The 23,677-nt window shown below is 47.0% G+C and carries 20 protein-coding genes; 3 read left to right on the forward strand and 17 right to left on the reverse strand.

Going from position 1 to position 23,677, the window contains the following annotated elements; all coding sequences use genetic code 11:
- Positions 1 to 18 precede the first annotated feature (18 nt).
- The 5 genes from FS628_RS09050 to FS628_RS09070 form a co-directional block, all read right to left on the reverse strand.
- Positions 19 to 1,389, reverse strand: a complete 1,371-nt coding sequence (locus tag FS628_RS09050) for an ABC transporter permease (protein WP_145320980.1) — start codon at positions 1,387 to 1,389, stop codon at positions 19 to 21.
- A gap of 29 nt (positions 1,390 to 1,418) precedes the next feature.
- Positions 1,419 to 2,090 (reverse strand): ABC transporter ATP-binding protein, encoded by a 672-nt coding sequence (locus tag FS628_RS09055; protein ID WP_145320982.1) that lies wholly within the window; start codon positions 2,088 to 2,090, stop codon positions 1,419 to 1,421.
- 425 nt (positions 2,091 to 2,515) lie between these two features.
- Positions 2,516 to 3,679, reverse strand: a complete 1,164-nt coding sequence (locus FS628_RS09060; protein ID WP_145320983.1) for a hypothetical protein — start codon at positions 3,677 to 3,679, stop codon at positions 2,516 to 2,518.
- Positions 3,676 to 5,142 (reverse strand): sensor histidine kinase, encoded by a 1,467-nt coding sequence (locus FS628_RS09065; protein WP_145320985.1) that lies wholly within the window; start codon positions 5,140 to 5,142, stop codon positions 3,676 to 3,678. Before FS628_RS09065 ends, FS628_RS09060 begins: the two co-directional genes overlap by 4 nt.
- On the reverse strand, positions 5,139 to 5,852 hold the full coding sequence (locus tag FS628_RS09070) for a response regulator transcription factor (protein WP_145320987.1): 714 nt from the start codon (positions 5,850 to 5,852) through the stop codon (positions 5,139 to 5,141). The genes FS628_RS09065 and FS628_RS09070 overlap by 4 nt, the downstream gene beginning before the upstream one ends.
- Before the next feature lie 211 nt (positions 5,853 to 6,063).
- On the opposite strand from FS628_RS09070, the gene FS628_RS09075 reads away from it, so the two are divergent.
- The gene (locus tag FS628_RS09075) at positions 6,064 to 6,540 is read left to right on the forward strand and encodes an RNA polymerase sigma factor (protein ID WP_145320990.1); all 477 of its coding nucleotides are present in this window, start codon (positions 6,064 to 6,066) and stop codon (positions 6,538 to 6,540) included.
- A gap of 223 nt (positions 6,541 to 6,763) precedes the next feature.
- Positions 6,764 to 9,550 carry a DUF5689 domain-containing protein gene (locus FS628_RS09080; protein WP_440131272.1) on the forward strand — a complete coding sequence of 929 codons (2,787 nt, stop codon included), beginning with the start codon at positions 6,764 to 6,766 and terminating at the stop codon, positions 9,548 to 9,550.
- 95 nt (positions 9,551 to 9,645) lie between these two features.
- Here FS628_RS09080 and FS628_RS09085 read toward each other — a convergent pair whose 3' ends face one another.
- The 5 genes from FS628_RS09085 to FS628_RS09105 form a co-directional block, all read right to left on the reverse strand.
- The gene (locus tag FS628_RS09085; RefSeq protein WP_145320994.1) at positions 9,646 to 9,906 is read right to left on the reverse strand and encodes a hypothetical protein; all 261 of its coding nucleotides are present in this window, start codon (positions 9,904 to 9,906) and stop codon (positions 9,646 to 9,648) included.
- A gap of 302 nt (positions 9,907 to 10,208) precedes the next feature.
- Positions 10,209 to 11,015, reverse strand: coding sequence for a phosphonate ABC transporter, permease protein PhnE (phnE, locus tag FS628_RS09090; RefSeq protein ID WP_139331943.1), 807 nt, complete (start codon positions 11,013 to 11,015; stop codon positions 10,209 to 10,211).
- Positions 11,012 to 11,863: a phosphonate ABC transporter, permease protein PhnE gene (gene phnE / locus FS628_RS09095; RefSeq protein ID WP_083657224.1), complete on the reverse strand. Its 852-nt coding sequence runs from the start codon at positions 11,861 to 11,863 to the stop codon at positions 11,012 to 11,014. The genes phnE (FS628_RS09090) and phnE (FS628_RS09095) overlap by 4 nt, the downstream gene beginning before the upstream one ends.
- A complete protein-coding gene (gene phnC, locus FS628_RS09100; protein WP_145320996.1) occupies positions 11,860 to 12,657 on the reverse strand; it encodes a phosphonate ABC transporter ATP-binding protein in 798 nt (265 codons plus the stop codon). The genes phnE (FS628_RS09095) and phnC overlap by 4 nt, the downstream gene beginning before the upstream one ends.
- A gap of 178 nt (positions 12,658 to 12,835) precedes the next feature.
- Complete coding sequence (locus tag FS628_RS09105; RefSeq protein ID WP_440131253.1) at positions 12,836 to 13,831, reverse strand: phosphate/phosphite/phosphonate ABC transporter substrate-binding protein; 996 nt, start codon at positions 13,829 to 13,831, stop codon at positions 12,836 to 12,838.
- Positions 13,832 to 14,089: 258 nt separating this feature from the next.
- Here FS628_RS09105 and FS628_RS09110 point away from each other — a divergent pair, with 258 nt between their 5' ends.
- On the forward strand, positions 14,090 to 15,697 hold the full coding sequence (locus tag FS628_RS09110; protein WP_145321000.1) for a bifunctional metallophosphatase/5'-nucleotidase: 1,608 nt from the start codon (positions 14,090 to 14,092) through the stop codon (positions 15,695 to 15,697).
- Between the two features lie 65 nt (positions 15,698 to 15,762).
- Here FS628_RS09110 and FS628_RS09115 read toward each other — a convergent pair whose 3' ends face one another.
- The 7 genes from FS628_RS09115 to FS628_RS09145 all read right to left on the reverse strand — a co-directional run bounded on the left by FS628_RS09115 (position 15,763) and on the right by FS628_RS09145 (position 23,669).
- Positions 15,763 to 16,317 carry a class I SAM-dependent methyltransferase gene (locus FS628_RS09115; protein WP_145321002.1) on the reverse strand — a complete coding sequence of 185 codons (555 nt, stop codon included), beginning with the start codon at positions 16,315 to 16,317 and terminating at the stop codon, positions 15,763 to 15,765.
- Between the two features lie 170 nt (positions 16,318 to 16,487).
- Positions 16,488 to 16,823: a hypothetical protein gene (locus FS628_RS09120; protein ID WP_145321004.1), complete on the reverse strand. Its 336-nt coding sequence runs from the start codon at positions 16,821 to 16,823 to the stop codon at positions 16,488 to 16,490.
- Between the two features lie 245 nt (positions 16,824 to 17,068).
- Entirely contained in the window at positions 17,069 to 18,907 is a 1,839-nt protein-coding gene (locus tag FS628_RS09125) for an ABC transporter ATP-binding protein (RefSeq protein ID WP_145321006.1), read from the reverse strand.
- Positions 18,888 to 20,696: an ABC transporter ATP-binding protein gene (locus tag FS628_RS09130; RefSeq protein ID WP_145321008.1), complete on the reverse strand. Its 1,809-nt coding sequence runs from the start codon at positions 20,694 to 20,696 to the stop codon at positions 18,888 to 18,890. Before FS628_RS09130 ends, FS628_RS09125 begins: the two co-directional genes overlap by 20 nt.
- A gap of 400 nt (positions 20,697 to 21,096) precedes the next feature.
- A complete protein-coding gene (locus FS628_RS09135) occupies positions 21,097 to 21,663 on the reverse strand; it encodes a hypothetical protein (RefSeq protein WP_145321010.1) in 567 nt (188 codons plus the stop codon).
- 138 nt (positions 21,664 to 21,801) lie between these two features.
- Positions 21,802 to 22,905 carry a toxic anion resistance protein gene (locus FS628_RS09140; RefSeq protein WP_036606281.1) on the reverse strand — a complete coding sequence of 368 codons (1,104 nt, stop codon included), beginning with the start codon at positions 22,903 to 22,905 and terminating at the stop codon, positions 21,802 to 21,804.
- Positions 22,906 to 22,916: 11 nt separating this feature from the next.
- A complete protein-coding gene (locus FS628_RS09145) occupies positions 22,917 to 23,669 on the reverse strand; it encodes a hypothetical protein (RefSeq protein WP_145321012.1) in 753 nt (250 codons plus the stop codon).
- Between the last annotated feature and the right edge of the window lie 8 nt (positions 23,670 to 23,677).

Below are 23,677 nucleotides of genomic sequence, written 5' to 3' on the forward strand. Positions count from 1 at the left end.
TCCCTTTCACTGATAAAATTACATCGATTTGATCACAGTTAATGCATTGGTTCGGGATGCGCTGATTGCCGGATAGATCCCAGAGATAATACCGACTAAAACAGCAAAAACGATACCCAGTGGCAGAGCAGACTGCTGAATAACGACGGTCATCGTACCATTCATCTGGTCTGCCATCTGACTCGCCAACAGGCTGTTTACCCCGCCGAGGGCAGCAAAGGCAATACCGACACCAGCCACGCCACCCATCAATCCGAGCATCGCTGCTTCCGTAATAAACATCTGGCGGATCTGCCACAGATTCGCACCCAGCACCTTCATCACACCAATCTGCTTACGCCGCTGATGCGTAGACATAATCATTGCCACAATAATGGACAACGAGGCCAGCAGCATGATAAAACCACCGATGCCCAATGCCGCTTTTTGGTACATCGCCAGTTGGCCTGCCATCGCTTCCTCCTGGAACAGATTGCTCTGTGTGTTTAACGTTAGCTTTTGGATCTGTTCTTCCACCTGAGATACATAGCGTTTATCCTCTACCTTGACCAAGGCCGAGTTAAGATGTTTGGCCGAACTATTGTCTGCCTGTTGCAATCCAAGCTCATCCTGCAATGCACGAGCTGTATCGAGTGGCAGATATACTTTTTTGTCACCCTGAGCAGTCATATCATCCATATTGGAAGGTTTCATTAGTTCTCCAGATACACGTATGGAGCCGCTCATTCTGGTTTTGCCCGCATTCACAAAGTCTTCATATCGAAACTGAACATGCTGCTGGACGAGCTGATCTTGCTTCGATGCAATCGCCATATACTCTTCCAAAAGCGCATTGTTATATGGATCAGCATTCAACTGCTCGAATAACTTCTGAGTTACTTTGGGATCTACGAGTCCGAATGCGGCCCCATAACTGGTCACTGCCATACGACCATCTTCCGCACCACGCCCCTCAGCATACTTGTATCCAAACCCGCCCAGGGTCTCAAGCTGTGTACCAATGACTTCAACATAAGTACTGCGACCATCTGGAAGCACCATTTCCAGCGAATCCAGCTTTAACATGGGAGCCACGGCAATCACATGGGGAAGCCTTTGGATAATCTGAATCTTTTCCAACGTCAACGCGCCCCGTTCAAACTTCGATGTCTGACCGCTCCCCTTGCCGTTGCCCGTACGAATGCCTTCGTTGGGCGTAATCGTAATCTCATCCATCTTGTAATTATCGTTTAATGTTCTCTCGCTATAGGTCTGCACGGACTGCCCCACACTAAGTGCAATGATCATGGCGGCAGAGCCGATGGACAGCCCCATCATGCACAGCAGTGTGACCATTTTCCTGCGAATGATCTGTCCCCAAGCCATACGCGCTACATCCCGTATTCTCACATTTCCTCTCCTTTTGCCTCAAACTTCCCTTACGCCTCTTCAACCAATATTCCATGTTGCAGGGTAAGCACAACCTGCATCTGCTCGGCGACCTCTGCTTCATGTGTCACAATGACGAAGGTTGTATTCATATCCCGGTTAAGCTGCTGCAAAATCGCAATAATCTCTTCCTCCGTCTCGGTATCCAAATTTCCTGTCGGCTCATCTGCAAAGATAACCGAGGGTTCGGTAATGAGCGAGCGTGCAATACTGACACGTTGTTGTTGACCGCCCGACAACTGAGACGGGAACAAGTTTGCTTTTTCACCCAGTCCAACCTGCTCCAACAGCTTCAATGCTTTTGCTTTGCGTTTCGAAGGGCTTATGCCCATGAACACCAAGGGTAACTCTACATTTTCCCGGATCGTAAGATTAGACAGCAGCTCATAGGATTGAAAAATAAACCCGATATGACTGCGCCTGAACTCAGCCAGGCGGTTCTCACTGAAACGTACAATATCTTGTCCCGCGATTAGAATCTTGCCCTGATCCGGTTTCATCAGCCCTGCCATCAGATTAAGCAGTGTAGACTTGCCTGAACCCGAACTGCCCAGCAGGGCCACCATCTTGCCTTCTCCAATCGTCAGGTTGATATCTTGAAGAACCGGCACGGTTCCCTGGCCATTGCGGAACGAGTGAGATAATTGTTCAACTTGAAGCATTACTGCATGTCTTCCTTTCTACTTGCTAAATATGTACAGAGGTTGTTCAAAAAGTCCGCTTTTGATTACGAAGGATGTCTAATGACATCATCAACATCGAATATAGAATTCAGCCGAAATAAGTGGGGGCTTACGAAGTATGTTTCCTTCGGAAACATTGCGGTTGCTCACGTAGTTTTCCCTACGCTCTGCTACTCCATTTCTAGCTTCATCCCATCTTCTCGGTACTGAAAACCGGTCTTTTTTGAACTTGTACGTATGGATTCGCGTCGCACATTCCCTTTTATTATAGGGTGGAGATGTATCCGGGCTGGCCGGAGTTGTATCCAACTTGTAAAATGTCATAACAAAAAGACCTTGTCTGCAGAGTAGCTGTCGCCAGCTCCATCCAGACCGAGGTCCTATATTCGTATACCTTTCGCGGCTTACCAGGCTCTAAAACTAAAGCGGTACATCTCACTTTTATCCATCGTGCTGCCCACTGCAAATAGCTCATCATCATTCCATTTCAGATTGATGAAGTTATCAATATTGCGGTAGATCACCGTATCCGACGAAAGCTTGCTGTCATTCAGGTAGGCAATATGCAACTCATTCTTCTGATTCTGATTATCCATCGGATAAAAGTAAGCAATTCGAGATTCCTCTGCATCCAGTTCGAAGTTCCAGATGGAACCTTTTAATACCAGATCATACTGCTCCTGTGCTGCACGATACCGATACAGCCCCTGTACCTTATTCATCGTTCCCTGGATGAGCATGTCACCACTTTTCAGTAACTTGAATTGTTGAATGTCTTCCATTGCAGCATATGCCTTCACTTCATGCTCGTCCTCAAGCGATACACGATAGATGGCATAATTGTCTTTGAGCATCACCAGCATATAAAACTGCTTCAGGTCTTCACTGACCTGCAAGACATCCATAACGATAAACGTATCATTCGAACCTTTCCCTTGTCTTGGTCCTGTGAACATGTCCATCAGCTCATCATATGTGTAGATGACTTGACTCGTCCCCTGGTTCAGATCTACTTGTTTGAATAAGAGATCATCCTGACCGATGTAGGATTCGTTCCCTACAAACACTCTATAATAGGAGTTGTCGTTCGGAAGCTTGCGACGTTCCCCACTCTCAATCACATACTCATACGTCGTCTTCTGCGTCTGACCCGCCCGGTACTGGGAGTAAATGATTTTCTTGTGATCCGGGCTGATCGCTACACCGTAATCCGTATTACTCGCAATACTCTTCACTTCATTATCATCCAGATGCAAGAGAGACAGTTGAAGCCTGGAATAGGAAGATTCCAGTTGATTTAATATAATCGTGTTCCGGTCTACCACTTCAAAATCAAAGATCGGAAAGTCATTTGGAATCTTGGTAGCTGACTCGATCTGAATTGTACTGCTCGGTGGCGGCGCCAGACGGCTGTTGAATTGCTCACCTGGCAAAATTACGGTTCTTGGTTTGAGGTTCGCGATACTGAACAGGCTGCCAATCCCGAAGATTCCGCTGACAAATGCGATTAACAGCCCTGACAGCATCAATCTGTCGCGGTTTTTACGCCAAAATCCGGGATGTCTCATGCGTTCATTTCCCCCGGAAGACTGATATTTACCTGTGTCCCTTGACGCATGATACTCTTCATCTCCACTGTTCCTCCGTGACGTTCAACGATGTTCTTCACAATAGACAAGCCGAGCCCCGCGCTGCCTTTCTCCGCCCTATTGATCTCTTTATCCTGGTAAAAAGGTTCAAATACATGCTGAAGTGCTTCGGCACCAATTCCCTCTCCCTGATCACGAATTACGATAGCTATGACATCAGCCAATCGAAAAGATTGCACCTCGATGATGGAATTCACATCACTGTACTTGACCGAGTTATCCAGAACGTTAAGGAAGACCTCCTTCAACTTATCCCGATCCCCCTGTAGATACTGGTGTTCTTCCAGCTCATAGTGGATGCCTATATTGTACTTGCCCGCCTTAATCGACATGTCCTCACAAGCTTCACGAATAATATCTGATATATCAATACGTTCAAACCGGTACGCCTGAATGACCGCAGAGGAGACCGAGACCTCCAGAATATCCGCAACCATCGTGTTGAGACGCTGGCTTTCCTTGATGATATAATTCATGCCCTTGTCAAAAAAGTCCTGGTCGGTAAACCCGTTATCCCGTAAAATCTGGGCGTATCCCAGAATCGTCGTTAAGGGTGTCTTCAATTCATGCGTCACATTGTCAAAAAAGACTTTACTTCTCGCCTGTACTTGCTTCACTTCGTCCCGCTCTCGCTCAATCACATCAATCTGCTCCCGAACCCGATCAATCATGACGGTGAAGCTTGAAGCCAATTCACCGATCTCATCCTTGGTTGTAATCTGAATGTCCGCATTCAAACTTCCCTGGGCCACTTCCGCAGAACGTTTTGTCAGTACACGGATGGGTTGTGTAATTTTCCGGGAAATAAAGATGGATGCGATAAATACAAATACGAAAATAACCGCTGCAAACAGCTTGATCGTATTCTGAAAACGAAGGTTGCGTTTGAACAAATCCGTATAATCCTTCTCCATCTGTACGATTCCAATCAATTGTTGATCCATCTGAAGCGGGAAGGACAGACTGGCCGTGACCTGGCCTTTATCCACAACTGTGGTGTACGCGATTCGGGAGTGTTTGGCTTCTTCCATATCAGGATGGTCAGAACGCTTAGTCACGTTAACCTCGTTCCCGACCGATCCGTATGACGAAGCATCAGGACGATATACTGTAACCTCCCCGCCAACGGCTGAACCAATCTGCTCCGCAAGCTCTCGGCTCCCTGCTTCAAGCGAGTCTCTGCTCATACGTTTGTTATGAATCAGGAAGTACTGGTTCAGTGCGATGTCCAGATTTCTTTTGGATTGCACCATGTCCTCATGCACTTCCCGGTACATATTCTCCTGTGCCACCTTATTGGACAGAATCAGCAGAGCCGAGAATCCAATAAAGACGATGACCGAGAATAACACCACCATTTTGAACTGGATCGTCCACTTCATGTCTGCACCTGAATATTCAGCTTGTACCCCACACCAAATACGGTTTCGATCATCGAAATGCCTTGCACACCACTATCCAATTTCTTGCGAATCCGTTGCACGTGAATGTCCACGGTTCGGGTATCCCCTGCAAAATCAAATCCCCACACCTTGTCCAGCAATTCAGAACGTGTATGCACCTTCCGATGATGGGTCACGAGGAATAACAACAGATCATATTCCTTATTCGTGAGTCCTGCACGTTCCCCGTCCTTCCACACTTCCCGTTCATCCTTGCGGATCTCAATATGCTTGCCGAGCCTGACCACCTCATAGGACTGATTCTCCAGTGTCTCGCTGATGAGATCAATCCGGCGAAAGATCGCCCGAATGCGCGCAACCACCTCACGGATATCAAAAGGCTTCGTGATATAGTCATCCGCCCCCAGTTCCATGCCAAGTACTTTATCCAGCATGTCTGACTTGGCCGTGATCATAATGACGGGTATCTTGGAGTTCACAGATAATTGTCTGCACACATCAAAACCGCTCATGTCTGGCAGCATCAGATCCAGCAGGATCAGATCCGGCTTCGAATCCCGAAGCAGATTCAGACCCTCTTTACCCGTAGCTGCTTCCTTGATCCCGAATCCTTCTTTACGTAACGAATAGGATAAAATATCGCGAATGGACTCCTCGTCCTCAATAATCAAAATCTCTTTTTGTCTCATGATACCCTCGTAATCTCCCTGCTCTATGAATTTCATCTGCCTATATTTTGTATCCCAAGCCGTATGCTTGAATAGAGGGAAGCACGAAATGTTACAACTCCGATACAACTCTGAACCTTTTGGAAACAACCTCCCGATATACTTGGATCATAAGAGACTCATACCAGACCGGACCCAAGCCTGATCTGTATCCAAGGGGGATTCACATCATATGAACAGCACACGAATTAATGAAGCTTATATCAACTATAAATCAGAAATCACAAGGTATCTATCCCATATCGTCAAACAACCGCAAGACGCAGAAGATCTGGCTCAGGATTGTTTCATTCGACTAATGAACGTCACCGTGGATATCCCTGAAGATCGGCTTCTCTATTATCTCAAACGCATTGCCCGTAACCTTGCCATGGACAGTTTCCGTAGGCGGACCCGTACACTCAGACGAGACAGTCGTCTGGAAGTACCTACCCATCACCTCGATACACCCCATCTTGAAATTAATGAAGGCGTTCATGATCTGGTCTCCCATATTAACAACACCGAACATCGTAAAATATTGGAGCTGCGTCTCATCCACGGATACTCCATCAAGGAAACGGCAGAACTGGTGAATCGCAGTGAAGGTATGATTAAATCCTCTGTCTTCCATGCCGTCAATCGAATTCGGGCCAAAGTCATCTCATAAGAGGTGGCTTTTTGTTTACGCAAAATCGATATGCGATGGCAAAAAAAATTAAATGAAGCCAGACCGAAACACCTATGGATATGTCATAAGACCCAATTTTACAAATATCGAGTTAATTTTTACAAATTGTTATGACTATGTGAGATTTTCATGTGGTAGAATATGGACGAACTTATGAATCAACTAATATTTGGGAGGGATTTGGTTGGGTAAATTAACAGGTATGCGAGGAGTATTATTAAAATCACTCCTCGCATTGTCCATGGCTTTGCCGCTTCAGATCGGATTATGGAACGGAGATGCATCGGTTCATGCGGAAGGACCGACAGACCCGGCGCCGTTCATCCAGGCCAAGGTTGTGAACCAAAATGCAGGTAAGAAAGTATTGTTCGACAACTCTCACGGCCAGACGGCTGGAGCCGCAGACTGGGTCATTGATGGAGGTTTCTCCGACTTCGGTAATGCACTCGCGAATGATGGTTATTATGTCAAAGAACTTCGCAAGACGACACCATTTACCTATGATGATCTGAAAGAGTATAACGTATTCGTTATTGCAGAGCCTCAAATTCCTTTCAAAACATCCGAACAGGCAGCACTGAAACAATATGTTGAAACTGGCGGCAGTATCTTCTTCGTTGGAGATCACTATAATGCCGACCGTAATAAAAACCGCTGGGATGGCTCTGAAGTCATCAACGGCTATCGTCGGGGAGCTTTTGAAGATCCGGCCAAAGGTATGAGCACCGATGAGCGTAATTCTGAAGCCATGCAAAATGTAACCGGCTCGGACTGGTTGTCCGATAACTTTGGCGTACGATTCCGCTATAACGCACTTGGCGATATCAACGCCAATATCGTAGTACCGGCAGATCAAGCCTTCGGCATCACAGAAGGGGTATCGGCTGTAGCCATGCACGCCGGTTCAACACTCGCAATCACCGATCCGGAAAAAGCAAAAGGCATTGTGTACCTGCCAAAAACCAATGCAAAATGGAATAACGCAGTGGACCAAGGCGTCTACAACGGTGGCGGGATCGAAGAAGGTCCTTACGTAGCCGTATCCAAGCTGGGTGCAGGTAAGGCTGCTTTCATCGGCGACTCCTCTCCAGTAGAAGATGCATCACCAAAATACTTGCGTGAAGAGACTGGCACACGCAAAACGACTTATGACGGTTTCAAAGAAGCCGATGATGCGGTGCTGCTCGTGAATACCGTGAACTGGCTCGCTACGCAAGAGAACTACACAAGCCTGACTGAAGTGAACGGACTTGAACTGGACACAGCTACAGCGTTGTTGCCATTCGAAGAGCCGGCTGTTTCCACAGAACCACAGGCTGAACCTTGGTCCGCACCTGCTGCCGGATACAAGTGGTATGATCGTTCCACGTTCAAGGCTGGTTCTTACGGCGGCCCTGCATCCAGTGCAAATGCTGCCTACAGCTTCGTGAAACAAGATACTCTCCCAAATGCAGAAGACTTCCAGGTTCGTGTAGTTGTGGAGAACATGCCACCCAACACAACCGTATCCGGTTATAGTGCCGGTATCTATCTGACTGGCGGAACACAGGTCGCCATGATCCAGAATGAAAGTGGTACTTGGCCGACTTCGTACGGCTACAGCTCCACATTCAGTGTAACTTCAGACAGCAAAGGTCGCGCGATCAAAGACCTGAACGTACGCATCAAACCAGGTACAACTGGCGCTGCCAGCTTGCGTCTGCGTCTGAATGGTAGCAACCTGATCACCAATGCCGTGACCGTTGGCAATGTGCCAGCAGAACAGCTTCCGGAAGAAGAAGGACCGATCCCAGCAGCTATTACAGTGGCTGAAGCACGCACCAAAGCGGTTGGTACTACCGTAACGATTGAAGGTGTTGTGACGACAGAGCCGGGTGCATTTGGTGGACAAGCCTTCTATCTTCAAGATGAAACTGCCGGAATCTACGTGTTCCAGCATACTAGCGGCTTCCATGCTGGTGACAAGGTTAAAGTAACGGCAGCAACAACCATCTATAACAGCGAGTTCGAGCTTACCGATATCGTTGCGATTGAGAAAACAGGTACAGCTTCCGTACCTGCTCCAATCGAAGTTACAGCAATTACAGATGCGAACCAAGGTCAACTGGTTCAATTGAAGGATGTAACAATCGAGAATATCATCAGTGCTACACCAGTTGGATCATTTGAATTCGACGCGGTAGCAGCAGACGGAACAAGCACGCATATCCGTGTAGACACCCGTACAGGTGTGACAGATACTTCCTTCCCTTATGTTGCAGGGGACAAGATCAGTATCACAGGCATTTCCGCTATTTTCAAAGATGTATATCAATTGAAACCAAGAAGTTTGAATGATTTTGTACCTGCTGAAGATCAAGGTGGAGGCGAAGTGCCTTCCACTCCAGCTGCGGGGGCACCGGGTAAACCGGTGCTTTCTTCTGATAATGGATATACAACTGGCCTGTTCGAAGGTTCGTATAACGTAAGCATGAACCTCTGGTGGGGCGAAAATGGTTCCGAGTACAAACTGTATGAAAACGGCGTTCTAATCGATACGCAGAAGTTGACTGCTGCTTCACCATCGGCTCAGTCCTCCAAAACGGCTATTACAGGCAAAGCCAACGGCACGTATACGTATATAGCCGAGCTGACCAATGACAAAGGCACAACACGCAGCGACGTGCTGACCGTACAAGTAACCAATGCCGCTCCAGGCAAAGCTACGTTGTCCCAAAACAACTGGGATGGTGATGGCAACTACAACGTATCCATGAACCTCTGGTGGGGTACGAACGCAACTGAATACCGTCTCTATGAGAATGATGTATTGATTGATACACAAGCGTTGAACGCAGCAACACCAGCTTCTCAAAGCGCTACAACGGACTTATCGGGTCGCGCTAACGGCACGTACACGTACCGTGCTGAGCTGATCAACGCCGCAGGCGTAACCAGCACCGAGACAATTACGGTTCAAGTGACCAAAGCGTTGCCTTTGGCTAGCTAAGTCTCAGTAAAGAAGCCTAACGTTTAACCAAACATATAAAAAACCGAAACCAACATTGCGTGATTCACAGGGCAACATGGTTTCGGTTTTTTCATTCATTTCAAACGTTCCGGCACATATCCATTTCTTGTAAATAGAATGCTGTTCCATACAGCAGAATAGGCGGCCATGGCGATGACACTAATGACAAAAATCAAGTTCATCTGTGTAAATGTATAACCGCTTCCCGTGAATATGATCAGGACTGCACTGAGTCCAATATTTTCTCTGTTATGTTTTTTAAACTTCTGAAAGACCATTCTGTATAGCAATAGGAGTACCATAAACCCAATCCATATAAAATAAAATAATTCCATAGGTCACCTTCCTTTTAAAGCTCACTTCTTGTATCGGTATCTATAAAGAGTATTAATTAATATCCTTAATTCCCTTTATATAGAAACATATTAATCTTATATGTAATTGGAAAATTATTCAATCATTATTATACATATTCTTGGAATACTCTTATTCCTCAGCCGTTAGCAGACCATCAAGAACGCTACTTTGTTTATTGTCTGACACACAAAAAAAAGACTATCCCTGCCAATATTCTGGCACCGAATAGCCCCTCTCCTCTTACTCTATCATCTAATATAATCGCAGCTCCACATTAACTCTACACCAACTTCTTACGAATATACCCCGAGATCAAGTCAATAATCGTGATCATCACGATAATACCCAGCAGGATAATACCTACTCGCGGCCAGTTCCGTGTACTAAGTGCAAAGATCAGCGGGGTACCAATCCCCCCTGCTCCGATTACACCCAGTATGGTCGCAGAACGTACATTAATCTCGAAACGATACAACGTATAGTTCAGGAATCCAGGCATAACCTGCGGCAGGATGGCGAACCACAACTGCTGCATGCGATTGGCTCCAGAGGCAAGCAACGCCTCAGATGGGCCATAGTCGATATTTTCAACTTCATCCGCGTACAATTTGCCTAACATGCCGATGGAGTGCAATCCAAGGGCGAGTACCCCTGCGAACGATCCGGGGCCCACTGCCTTGATGAACATCAAAGCCATGATAATCTCGGGGAACGTACGGATGAAACTGAGTACCATTTTACCTGCACCCGAGATGGAGCGATGTCCACTCATATTGCGGGCAGACCAGAATGCAAACGGGATACAGAGCACAGCTGAGATTACAGTACCTAGCACAGAGATTGCCAACGTGTCCAGGAGACCTCGCAGCAAGTCTTCTCCCTCAGGCAGATATACAAAATCCCAGTCCGGTGAGAAAATCCCGGCTACAATAGCCTTCATAATCTGAGCAGCGGTTTCCTTGAAACCAGTAAACGGTACACCAGCAAGGGCCCAGGCATACACAAGGATCAGCAGTAACACAATAACCCAGCGTAGCGGGTTCTTCCGTGGTTTTGGCCGAATGCGGCTTGTTTCATTTTTCATCATAGCAATTTCTCCCGCAGCTTAGTACTTACATAATCAATGACCAGAACAATGACGAGGGTAAACAGAATGATTACGCTGGTCTTGTCATACTCCAGGAATCCAAGTGTAGCCTCATAGTAGAGTCCAATCCCTCCGGCTCCGACCAATCCCAGAATGGCAGCAGCACGTATATTAATTTCGAAGGCATACAGCACATAGGATGTGAACTGGGCAGCCAGTTGCGGCACCACGCCATACACAATCAGCTGAATTCGGTTCATACCGACAGCCGTCATCGCTTCCAGCGGCCCCTGATCAATGGTTTCTAGCGTCTCATACGTCAGCTTCGCAATCAGACCTACGGAGAATACAGCCAGTGCCAAGATTCCGGGAATAGGTCCCAGACCAAATACGGCAACGAACAAAGCAGCAAGCAGCAGATCCGGCACGGTCCGAATCAGGTTCAGCAGAAAGCGTGCCGGATAGTAGATCCAGCGACTCGGCATCAAGTTACCGGCACAGATGATCGAGACTGGAATGGCAATAATGGCACCAATCGTTGTTCCAATCAAGGCCATTCGGATCGTCTCCAGCATGCCTTGAACGATATTATCAAAGTAACTCCACCGGGGTGGGAACATATCCTTTAACAATTTCCACATTTCAGGGAATCCCTGAAATAACTCTGTGAAGCCGGCATCGGTCTGCTTGGCACTCGCCCATAGAAGGAGCAGAATGATAACTAAAGTGAGCAGATGTTTCGTACGCCCAGGCGGTTTTGGGCGATTTACAACCTGAGCCGGGCTGGAACCAGGTTCCTTCCCCACTCCGCCTGAATTCTGAAGTGGAACGTTGGACTGCCCCTTCATACCACAACTTCTCCCTGCTCATGCACAGCCTGCTTGTCCAGCAATTCGTCAGCCAGAATCGGTCTGCCGTATATCTCTGCAAAGCGTTCATCCGTTGCCTCTTCCACCGGGCCGTCGAAGACCACCTCACCTGCTCGTAATCCGACAATACGGGTCGCATACTCTCTGGCCAGATCAATAAAGTGAAGGTTGACGATGGTCGTAATACCAAGTTCCTGATTAATACGTTTCAGGTCATCCATAACCTGCTTCGTTGTAAGCGGGTCAAGTGAAGCAACCGGTTCGTCGGCCAAAATGATTTTCGCTTCCTGTGCCAGTACACGGGCAATAGCCACACGCTGTTGTTGTCCACCGGACAGCTGATCTGCACGGGAATAGGCTTTCTCGGAGATGTTAACCCGATCTAGCGCAGTGAATGCCAGCTCAATATCCTCTTTTGGAAAACGCCCGAGAATGGTACGCATGGTGGAATGGTATCCAACTCGTCCAGCGAGTACATTACGGAGTACACTGGACCGTTTCACGAGGTTGAAGCTCTGGAAAATCATGCCGATGTCGCGTCTGATCATGCGCAGTCGTTTGCCTTGTGCCTTCGTAATGGAGCTTCCGTTAATCAGAATCTCGCCCTCACTAATGTCGTGCAGTCGGTTAATGGAGCGCAGGAGGGTGGATTTACCCGCACCGGACAGACCCACTACAGCAATGAATTCACCCTCCTCAAATTTCAGATTAATATTATCCAGGCCCTTGGTGCCGTTAGCGTAAGTTTTGGTAACGTTATGAAGCTCAATCATGGCAATAATCCTTCTTTCATTCATAATGATCATACATACCTAAGTCCTTGCTATAATGGCACAAGCCAGCGCAGCGTAGATCACGCTGAACTGGCCTGTCCATTGCTACGATTAAGCTGTTCCCATCCAAGAGAGTTATTACAAAGTGAACAGATCCCGAACTACGTTTGGATCTTATTTACTCACCTTTCACTTTTTCGCCATACTGACGAACGATCTCGAACTTGCTATCATCGGACTCTACATAACCTTCATGCGTATAGATTTCTTTGATGATCTGGTGACCTTCAGTATCTTTACCGATATCGATGAAGGCTTGTTTGATCTTCGCAGTCCAATCTGCATTCATGTCTGTACGAACGGCGATGGTATCGTTAGGAATAGGCTCAGTAAACGCCAGTACTCGTGTATCTTCAAATACAGTCGGATAGTCTTTCGCTACCGTATTGCGGGCATCTTGGAAAATAGCTGCTGCGTCAACGTCACCGTTCAATACAGCGATAACACCCTGGTCATGGCCTTTCAACGTTACAGGTGATACATCTTTCAATGGATCAATGCCTCTGTCCAGCAACAGACCTGCTGGCCATACATAACCTGCGGAAGACGTTACGTTTTGATAAGCAACCTTTTTACCTTTAAGTTCTTCGATGGATTGAATCGGAGAATCTTTTTTTACAATGAACATGGATTTATAGGAATCCGCCAACTCTTCGGTTGGAGCACCTGTCTCATCATTTACACCAAAACGTTGTGCTTGCAAAATAACTTGTGCAGCGCCTTTTTCTTTTGCCAGTACATAAGCTGTCGGAGGCAAGAAACCAACGTCCACTTTGTTGGAAGCCATTGCTTCAATAATCGTGTTGTAGTCGGTGGATACGCTGACTTTTACCGGAATGCCCAGTTTGTCACCAAGCAACTTCTCAAGCGGTTTCGCTTTAGCTTCAAGCGTGTCTGCATTCTGGGAAGGTACGAATTGAACCGTCAGTTCAGTTGGCACATAACCTTCGACAGGTTTCTCTGTCTCTGTCGTAGACGTACCGGATGCATTGGAACTCGTATTATCCCCGTTAGCCGAACCAGTTGTACTACTAGACCCACAAGCACTCAGAAACATAACCAAAATCAACAATGGTAAAAATAAAGCAGACTTCTTCAAACGAACACCCTCCAAAGAGTTTCTATTTTTCAGTACTTATCTACTATAGTTGCCAAATATTAGCGCGATGTGAAACGGAATTTGGAGTTTTGTAAAGTTTCCTGTCAGGCTGTCAGCGCGACTTGTATCTGTTAGAATAGGCTCATTATGGTTGAAGATATAGGGAGAATATCGGGGATAACAGCGTATATTTCGATTCTTCATGCTAATCTGTCTTCTCCGTTTTATAGTAATTCCATATATCTGAACTTATATATTAGAGGAGATTGTAAAATGACATCCATAACCCCCCATACGGCAAGCTTCGACATCCTGTTCACCAGTGATCTGCACGGTGCGATCCGCCCCATTCACTACAATACCAATGCATACCGCCCGGCAGGACTTGCCCTGCTCGCTTCGCTGATTCGTAAGGAACGCGAACGTTCATCTGAACTGATACTGGTGGATAACGGGGATCTGTTGCAAGGATCACCCTTGGCCTCTTATGCAGCTTCACAAGTTTCCAAAAACGAAGTGCATCCATTTATAACCGTTCTGAATGAACTGGGTTATGATGCTGCCGTAATGGGCAATCATGAGTTTAACTATGGTCAGCATCTGTTACGCGGGGCGGTTGAAGCTTCCGACTTTCCTTGGCTGTCTGCCAATATTGTAAAAGATGAGCATCCAGACGTACCTGCCTTCGGTCCTCCATATCTAATCAAAACCCTATCTTCTGGCGTCAAAATCGCACTGTTGGGCGCAACCACGCATTACATACCGAACTGGGAGCACCCCAAGAATATTGAGGGTTTACAGTTCCTTGATGCCTTGGAGACCATTCGTACATGGGTTAACTATATACGCGAGCATGAACAACCCGATGTCATGGTAGTGAGTTATCATGGCGGATTTGAGAGTGATCTGGAGACAGGAGAACCTGCTGAACGGTTAACTGGAGAAAATCAAGGCTATGCCATCTGCCGGGACATCGAAGGCATCGATGTGCTGCTTACCGGACATCAACATCGTCAGCTTACCGCTAATATTCATGGCGTAACCGTCATTCAGCCGGGATTCAGTGGTAACGGTGCGGGGCATGTATCTGTTCAGTTGGAACAATCATCGGGCGGGAAGTGGCAGATTACCGATAAGAAGGCTCGATTGTTACTTCTGGATGAACATAGTGAAGTTGAGCCTGATGCGACAGTCTTGAAACTTACGGATGAGCTGGAAACTGAGGCACAAGCATGGCTTGATCAACCCATTGGCGAGGTGGCTGGGGATTTGTCGATCACCAATGCTACGTCCCTGCGACTCAAGGCACATCCATTCATTGCTTTTGTACATCAAGTGCAGATGGAAGCGACCGGGGCTGAGCTGTCCAATACCGCGATGCTGAGTGAAGAAGCTCGGGGATTCGGACGCCATATCACTGTTCGGGACGTGTTATCCAACTTCATCTATCCCAACACGCTTACAGTACTGGAGCTGAGCGGTCAAGATATCCGGGAAGCGCTGGAACAAACGGCTCGTTACTTTGAAGTGAATGCTTCTGGTGAAGTCGCCGTGAATCCTGCCTATATGGAGCCCAAACCGCAGCATTATAATTACGATATGTGGGCTGGCCTAGAGTACGAACTGGATATCTCCCAACCTGTGGGCAGTCGAGTTGTGAAGTTGGAACGTGAAGGCAAACCCATGGACATGAATGGCACGTACTCTGTAGTAATGAACAGCTACCGCGCTGCTGGCGGCGGGGATTATGCGATGTATCCAGGCAAAAAGGTACTGCACGAGGGTGCTACGGACATGGCCGCACTGGTGGAGGATTATATTCGCAGACATCAACCACTTACAGTGGAGCAGGCGGATAATTGGAAGGTTGTTGGCGGTTAAATGAGAAAGAGCAGATCCTGAACACAAGATCTGCTCTTTTGTTTTTAACCTATATATTTCGTTTTTTACTTCTCGGCGAGGATCATATAGACAGACTGGTTAGCAACTTTGGTTGATGGGTAGATTTTATTCACAATGGAAAATCCAGCATCCAGTATTGCAACTTCCATATCTGTCGAAGAAACTCTTGGACCAGTAGAAGTCTCCGTCTTTTCTAACTCTATACATAAGAACAAGCCTCTGTCTTTCATAACTCTGTTGAGCTCTTTCAAAGCTGTTGTAAGTGGTTGAACTTCATGTAAGGAAATTGAAGCAATAGCTATATCAATAGACTGGTTATCTAACGGAATATCATTAAAGTGTCCTACAACGGATTTGATGTTTGCCATGTTTCTTTCCTTCGCAAGTGATTCAAGGTATTCAAGGATATCTTTGTCATAATCGAATGCATATACGGTTTTGACTCGTTCCGCAATCGAAAGTGAAATATAGCCGGTACCCGCTCCAAGATCCAATACATTGTCGTCTTTCTTGACAGGTAAGAACTCAAATAATTCTTCTGCTGGAAATCTCTCAATATTCTCTAGGTTGTTAATTTTTTTCTGCAATTTTGGATTCATATCAATTCACCTCTCAATAAAAGATATAAAGACTCTTTTATAACTATATTCAATATTTATCGTATTGTAAACAGTAACTTCTAATCATGAAGTAAATGTACTTGAAATCAGAAACCGGTTGGTTGACCGGCTGCTTACTTGTTCTTATTGAACTATCTCTATCTGTCCCGTTATCCGACATACTGAAGAATTAACTGATATAAGGCTATGGAAAACCCTAAAATACTTGCTTTCATTTTAGATGGATGATTTCTTTCGCTGCGAAACAAATAAAAGAAAACCACCATAAACCCTGCAGGGATCCATAACTCAAAGACACCTTTTGTTGTACTTTGAGAATAAATTGGAGTATTGAACGTACTAATCAAAAAGTAAAAGAAAACCGTAAAACGCCTTGTTTCTAATTGCTTGCTCCACCTTACCAGAAAGAAAAGAATAATTATTGCGATAATCGTAATGTGAACAGGGGGTAGAAGAATAGCACCATTCCCAAATCTGAATTCCATTCTGCATGGCCCTCCTCTCTTTTAATACATCACTTGACTGACTAAAGGCATACGTCTGGCAACCTTCCAAAAACGAACCCATTCCATTATATCCATATTTTAACACACAATCACAGTTCCATTTCCCACGTTTCCTCAATAATATATGCAAAAAGAGCAGAAGTGAGGAGCATCGTGCCCTCATCCCTGCTCTTTTTACATACCTACAAAGCTTTCTAATACATGTCACATATTATCCAAAATGACTACTGAGCCTTTTTACGCAGCTGACTGTAATACAACTCGCTGTAGAAACCGCCTTGTTCCAGCAAGGCATCGTGCGAGCCTTGCTCCAGAAGATGCCCATCCTTCAGTACCAGAATTCGATCCGCCTGACGGATCGTATTCAGTCTGTGGGCAATGACAAAGCTGGTTCGCCCCTGCATCAGACGTTGCAGCCCTTCCTGGATTTTGATCTCTGTGACGGTATCAATACTGCTGGTTGCTTCATCCAAAACGAGGATCGAAGGGTCGGCCAGAATTGCCCGGGCAATGGCGAGCAGCTGCTTCTGCCCCTGACTAATGCCGCTTCCGTCGGCCTGGAGCACTTTGTCGTACCCGTCCTTCATCCGCACGATGAAGGAGTGAGCATTTGCCAGCCGGGAGGCTGCTTCCACCTCTTCATCCGTCGCGTCCAGACGGCCAAACCGAATATTTTCCCGAATCGTGCCCTGAAACAGAAATGAATCCTGCAGTACAAACGCCATATGGGACCGCAGATTCTCACGCCGAATGGTGGTCATATCGCGTCCATCTACCGTTAACGTGCCACCCGTCGGATCATAAAAACGGGATAACAACTGGATCAGGGTCGTTTTCCCCGCTCCGGTTGGTCCTACAAGGGCAATCATCTCCCCCGGTTTGGCTTCAAAGCTGATTTCATGCAAAATGTTACGTCCTTCATCGTATCCAAAGGATACTTTGTCAAAACGAACAGATCCCTCCACCTTATCCAGAGATACCGCTGCCCCTTCATCCTTCGCTTCCTCATCTTCGTCCAGTACCTCGAATACACGCTCAGCCCCCGCAATCGCGGACAATAACGTGTTCCACTGGTTCGCCAGATCATTCAGCGGACGTGTGAATTGACGGGCATATTCCACAAAGATAATAATCACCCCAACCGTAACCGAACCCTGAATAGCCAGAATACCACCGATGCCCGCAACAATCGCAAAGCTCAGGTTATTCAATCCATTCATCAGTTTCGGAATAAAACCAGAGATCGTCTGTGCCCAGAAACCGGAAATCCGGATGCGGGTATTGCGTTCCTCAAAACCGCGAATCACACGCTCCTCTTGGGAGAATGCCTTAATGATCCGCTGCCCGGATAACGTCTCTTCGATATAACCGTTGAGTTCACCCAGATTGCGTTGCCGTTCCTTGAAGAGCGGTCCGGTTCTCCGCGTAATCCAACGCATGCCGATGGCCATCAAAGGTACAACGATAAAGGTAAGCAGGGTCAGTAGTGGGCTGAGCCACAGCATAACGCCAAATGTCCCAAGCAGGGTCAATACACTCGAAAAAATCTGGATGGCCGAGCTGTTCAGCGTACCGCTGACATTCTCGATATCATTGGTCACCCGACTCATAATCTCACCCTGCTGGCGTTTACCGAAGAATGGAATCGGCAATTTGTGCAGATGGGAGAATAGATCATACCGCATGCGGTATACGGTTTCCTGTGCAATTTCGATCATCCATATATTCTGGAGCCAGGATGTGAGTGAGAATAAGACATAAACGGCCGTTAATGCAATCAGAAACCGAGTCCAGCTTGAGCCGGCTTCGCCCGCGATGAAATCATCCACGGCCACCCCCACCATGTAGGGGCCAAGCAAAGCGAGTGCAGAGCTGGCAAACACCATCAACAGTACCATGGACAGCTTGACCTTACGCCTTGCCAGATAGGTCCAGATCCGGCCTAATGTACCGGACCAGTTCTTCGCTCTTGCCTTGGGTTTGCGGCCACCACCTGACCGTAACGTCTCAGGATCAATCGGTGGCGGTGGCTGACGGAAAGGCTCAATGAATGCTTTGAACATGCTGTGCACCCTCCCCGTATTGTGATTCATGGATTCGACGATACAACTCTGACGATTCCATCAGGTCTTCATGTTTTCCCTGTCCGATGAGTTGTCCATCATCAAGCAGCAGAATCAGGTCCGCCGATGTCGTCGAACTGATCTTCTGGGTGATGATAAACGTGGTACACGACAATTCTTCCAGTGCATCCAGCAATCTGCCTTCCGTAGCTACATCCAGCGCACTCGTGCTATCGTCCAAAATCAGAATTCTTGGTCTACGTACCAGTGCTCGTGCAATGGAAAGTCGCTGTTTCTGTCCACCGGAGAGATTAACTCCCCGTTGACCCAGCAATGTATCATAACCGTTTGGTAAATTTTCAATGGTTTCATGGATCTGCGCACGCTTCGCGGCCTCCACGATTTCCTCCAATGTCGCATCTTCCCGGCCCCAGGCAATATTCTCCCGTACAGAACCCGTAAACAGGATGACCTCCTGCGGCACATAACCAATCGAACCACGCAGCATGGACAGATCCAGCTCTGATGCATCGGCACCATCAATCCGTACCTTTCCTTGATCCTCTGTATATAACCGCGGAATGAGCTGTACCAGCGAGGATTTGCCTGAGCCTGTTGCTCCCATAATGGCAATGCGCTCCCCCGCTTTTGCAGTGAAGGTGATGTTATCCAGTACTGTAATATCACTATTCGGATAACTAAAGCCTACACTACGGAATTCAACCGCTCCCTGCACAGCGCGCTGTTTCTTCACTGAGTATACCGATTGCGGAGAGTGCGTAGATTTCACAGATCCAGCAGATGGTGCAGACGTTGATAACGCCTTCGTCTGTTCAGTCTCCGATGTGTCCTCCGTATTAAACACCTCATTCAGTCGTTGCGCTGAAGCGCTTGCTCTGGAAAAGGTTACCAAAATCCATGACAACGCAGACATGGCACCAATTGTGCGAAGCAGATAGTTAATGACGGCAACCACTTCACCTACAGTAGCATTACCAGAGGCGATGTCTACTCGTCCAAACCATAGCACGGCGATGATACAAACGTTCATCATCAGCAGCATGAACGGCATCGTCGTCTCCGTCAGGCGTAGCGCGGAGATCGTGCCTTTCATCAGCTTGCCGCTGAAACCGGCAAAGCGTTCAATCTCGTGGCCCATCCGTACAAAGACACGGATCAGCCGAATGCCTGTCAGATTCTCCTGGATGACTCCGTTGACGGCATCCAGTCTGAGCTGCACATTGCGGAACAGCAGCGCTGCCTTTTTGATCATCCACACCACAACAATGAGCAGTACAGGCACCATGACAACCAGCAGCAGACCCAACCTCGGGTTCACGATCACTGCCATAATCATGCTACCAATCACCACCAGCGGTACACGCGTCATGAAGCGCAGACTCATGAAGACGGTGTCCTGTACCTGGGTCACATCCCCCGTTAATCGCGTAATCAGAGACGACGTTGCAAAACGATTGAATACGGCATAAGAGAACGTTTGCACTTTCTCATATAACTTCTCGCGCAGATCGTATCCGAACCCCAAACTCGCATGGGATGCAAAGAACGAACTTGCAATTCCGGCAGCAAAAGCCACCACAGCACTGCCCACGAGCACGCCGCCCCACAACCAGACGACGGACAGGTCTCCCTGCTGAATGCCGTTATCAATGATCTTGGAGATCAAGTAAGGCTGAGCCAACTCCACCGTCAGCTCAATTAACATCATGACCAAGGCTGCAATTGCGGCAACTCGGTACTTCTTCAGGTGATACAACAGCTTGATCATAAGCATTCCTCCGGCTCGGAGCCCCCTAAACCGATTGCACGTTCCAGCTCAGAGTCTCCATTAGACATGTTGATTTCTCCACTTCGTCCAATATGTAATCATTTCTATGTACACATATGGTTATTATAGCGTATTTTACAATCCCGCTTCTATTCTTATTACCCTACTTTTCCCATTACAATAAACTTATCAACATTTTGACAGTAAAAAAAGGAAGGTCTCCCTTCCACACGCTAGTTAGGTACTTATAGCTGATCTTCACGAATGTCATTGTACAACCGATTCACCAAGGGTACAATCCGCTTCTCTGTAAAAGCATTCATGACACCTGCAAATCAGGATGATCTGCCTAACTTCGCAGAAATATAGTTATCCGTTTACATACCGAGTGGGATTTTCTCTACCATCTTTTGCGTCCACGATCACCCTGATTGTGATCATTCAACTCGCCCAGACGATCGTATGTCTCCTTATATATGCGAATCACAGCCTGAACTTTGATAAAATCGGCATCGTCTGGCCCAAGCCCCTCCATAAACATTCTCTGAATGATCTGTTGGAAGAACTGTACTCTGGCCTCCATCTGTTCTTGCTCAAGCTTCAATACTTCCTCGAAGCTATGGTTCCCTATGTAATCCATCAACTCATCATCAGGACTGGAATAATCTGCGTTTCTTCGATCTGCAACCCATTCATCCGGCTCATTGGACTGGAGGTTAACACTGGTGCGGAGTTGAGATAAGATGATTTTCTCTTTGGCCAACATGACATGAAAATCTTTGTTACGAAGCAGCTCCGATACAATCAGACTGCACATTTCACGATTTTGGATCAGTATGCCGTCAAAAGGATGCAGTGTCCAATTCCCGTTCGCATAATACAGGTTAAAGTTAAAGAACTCACTGCCATATTTGTATTGAATATTAATCTTGGTCTCATCAATAATCTCGAATGAAAAGTCCAGCATGTTCAGCAAGCTCCTTCGCACAACCCCAGATTTTACCCTCATTCTATCAAATAAATGAAACAAAGAGACGCACTCAGCGTCCCTCGTAGAAAATAAATACATGTAGCAATCTCGATACGATATGCAGCGAGTCTTACCCTAATCCAGGAAAGATCCTAATGCACTGGAATCCGGTTTGTTTTTCTCCGGAATGGCAGCAGCTTTCGGCCCTTCCAGACCCAGTCGATCGCTCATTTTGGCGTTAAGTGTTGTCATCTTGTTGGTATAGTCATTACAGCTCTCGATAATCCGGCGATTGGACTGCTCGGACAGATCCAGCGCAGACATCAGATCACCCATCGCCTGATTGACCGCTTCAAGGGACATGGCCGGTTTGGACAACAGCTCATTCGTTTTCTCTGTCGTTGTCTTCAACAATCTGGCGTTCTCCTTGAATTGATCTTCAATCGTCTTATTCGTAGCTTCCACAGCAGAAATGACCTTCTCCTGATCATTAAGTGCCATCGCAATCATGGCCGAAACGGTGATCAGATTCGCTGTTTTATCAATGGCGTTATTCACTGAATCAATCAACTTGTCATTGTTATCATTAATGATGTCGGTAGCTGCAATCGCTTGATTGTACAGCATGATCATCTCTGTCATGGATTGGGTACGTGTTACCACTTTGCGCAACCCACGCTCCAGATGTGCTTTGCGATTCTCGTTCTCAGGCTTGGCGATCTCGGTTTCAAACAATGCTTTTAACTGATTACCAAAGGAGATTTTGGTCTGCAGGTTGTAGATCTCCTGAATCGAAGAACGTTTCAGCTGACGCATGTTCACGATACTTTCTTCCAGGTTATCCTTACCGTCGCGCAACCCGTTAATGATGGCATCAATGTTCGTGCGAACGGATTGATAACGGTACACGTAGTTTTTCAGCGGGCTTTTACGTAACAACTTCCCGACAAAACTCACATTTTTACTCTGCTGCAGACTCTCACATTCATCACGGAGCTTCAGGATCATGTTCGATACCTCAGCCCGATTCCCCGACATCAGTTCATTGACTGGACGATCAAGCAGCTTGAGGGTCTGTCCTGCTCTCTCTTGTGTTTTCACACCCAACTTGCCGATATCATCCATTAAGGTATCCAGGTGAGCCGGATCACTTTGGGACACTTTCTGAATAAGCTGCGTTGCTTCCTGGTTAATCCGTTGCTCATCTTCCTGCTTCAACTGAGCCCATTCCGTTGCCATGCCAATCCCTCCTATAATTCAGAGCTGTTATACCGTTGATGTATCAGTTCCGCTTTGTTCTGGAGCTCCATTAAGTCTTTATGTTCAATCGTTGATACAATATCCGATATCTTGGAATCCACGTCTCGAAGACCATTCAGAAGCATACGCCGATTGTTACGTTTGGCTTCTCCGCTTAAACGTAGAAATGGATTAATAAAACCGTTCAGGTCTTTCAAAATCAGTCTGCGCACCGTATGGTTGATATCCCCGTTGTTCAGTTCCTGAAGGGAAGGAATCACACGCTGCAGACGGGCAAACAACGCCAGTGATTTCTCCACGATCTCATTATCCAGCTCGTTCTTCTGACCTTCGGAGATGATCATGTCCTCCAGAACTTCCAGGTACTCAATCACCGGATCAAATACAGGATCTGGTTCAGTCCGGGAAGGCTTCGCTTGTTCTGAGTTCGCATGTTGAGCCGGAGCGGAACTCAAATGAGGCTGTGCCGGAGAAGCTTCTATAGTCCCTGCTGGCACTGCGCTCGGCGCTTGTCCACGGTTCAAGCGAGATGTTTCATTTCCAATGTCTGTAATGGGCACAGGTGCTGATGACGAACCCTGGACCTGTGTACGTGGCGTGGAACGTGAAGGAATCAGTCCCCCCACCACAGTTGCCAGTGCCGGAATCGCCCACGTGATGACATCCGGTAGAAAGGGACTCGAGATCGCCGCGAGACCATAACCGACCAGTGCGCCTATACCTATCTTCGTTTTCCGTAACATTACTTATC

The sequence above is a fragment of the Paenibacillus xylanexedens genome (assembly GCF_007676705.1).
Classification (GTDB): Bacteria; Bacillota; Bacilli; order Paenibacillales; family Paenibacillaceae; genus Paenibacillus; species Paenibacillus xylanexedens_C.

What these genes read in the sequence shown, in the direction of transcription:
- FS628_RS09055 (WP_145320982.1), bottom strand. Translation starts at nt 2,090, where the DNA reads ATGCTTCAAGTTGAACAATTATCTCACTCGTTCCGCAATGGCCAGGGA.
- FS628_RS09060 (WP_145320983.1), bottom strand. Translation starts at nt 3,679, where the DNA reads ATGAGACATCCCGGATTTTGGCGTAAAAACCGCGACAGATTGATGCTG.
- FS628_RS09065 (WP_145320985.1), bottom strand. Translation starts at nt 5,142, where the DNA reads ATGAAGTGGACGATCCAGTTCAAAATGGTGGTGTTATTCTCGGTCATC.
- FS628_RS09070 (WP_145320987.1), bottom strand. Translation starts at nt 5,852, where the DNA reads ATGAGACAAAAAGAGATTTTGATTATTGAGGACGAGGAGTCCATTCGC.
- FS628_RS09075 (WP_145320990.1), top strand. Translation starts at nt 6,064, where the DNA reads ATGAACAGCACACGAATTAATGAAGCTTATATCAACTATAAATCAGAA.
- FS628_RS09080 (WP_440131272.1), top strand. Translation starts at nt 6,764, where the DNA reads ATGCGAGGAGTATTATTAAAATCACTCCTCGCATTGTCCATGGCTTTG.
- FS628_RS09085 (WP_145320994.1), bottom strand. Translation starts at nt 9,906, where the DNA reads ATGGAATTATTTTATTTTATATGGATTGGGTTTATGGTACTCCTATTG.
- phnE (WP_139331943.1), bottom strand. Translation starts at nt 11,015, where the DNA reads ATGATGAAAAATGAAACAAGCCGCATTCGGCCAAAACCACGGAAGAAC.
- phnE (WP_083657224.1), bottom strand. Translation starts at nt 11,863, where the DNA reads ATGAAGGGGCAGTCCAACGTTCCACTTCAGAATTCAGGCGGAGTGGGG.
- phnC (WP_145320996.1), bottom strand. Translation starts at nt 12,657, where the DNA reads ATGATTGAGCTTCATAACGTTACCAAAACTTACGCTAACGGCACCAAG.
- FS628_RS09110 (WP_145321000.1), top strand. Translation starts at nt 14,090, where the DNA reads ATGACATCCATAACCCCCCATACGGCAAGCTTCGACATCCTGTTCACC.
- FS628_RS09115 (WP_145321002.1), bottom strand. Translation starts at nt 16,317, where the DNA reads ATGAATCCAAAATTGCAGAAAAAAATTAACAACCTAGAGAATATTGAG.
- FS628_RS09120 (WP_145321004.1), bottom strand. Translation starts at nt 16,823, where the DNA reads ATGGAATTCAGATTTGGGAATGGTGCTATTCTTCTACCCCCTGTTCAC.
- FS628_RS09125 (WP_145321006.1), bottom strand. Translation starts at nt 18,907, where the DNA reads ATGTTCAAAGCATTCATTGAGCCTTTCCGTCAGCCACCGCCACCGATT.
- FS628_RS09130 (WP_145321008.1), bottom strand. Translation starts at nt 20,696, where the DNA reads ATGATCAAGCTGTTGTATCACCTGAAGAAGTACCGAGTTGCCGCAATT.
- FS628_RS09135 (WP_145321010.1), bottom strand. Translation starts at nt 21,663, where the DNA reads ATGCTGGACTTTTCATTCGAGATTATTGATGAGACCAAGATTAATATT.
- FS628_RS09140 (WP_036606281.1), bottom strand. Translation starts at nt 22,905, where the DNA reads ATGGCAACGGAATGGGCTCAGTTGAAGCAGGAAGATGAGCAACGGATT.
- FS628_RS09145 (WP_145321012.1), bottom strand. Translation starts at nt 23,669, where the DNA reads ATGTTACGGAAAACGAAGATAGGTATAGGCGCACTGGTCGGTTATGGT.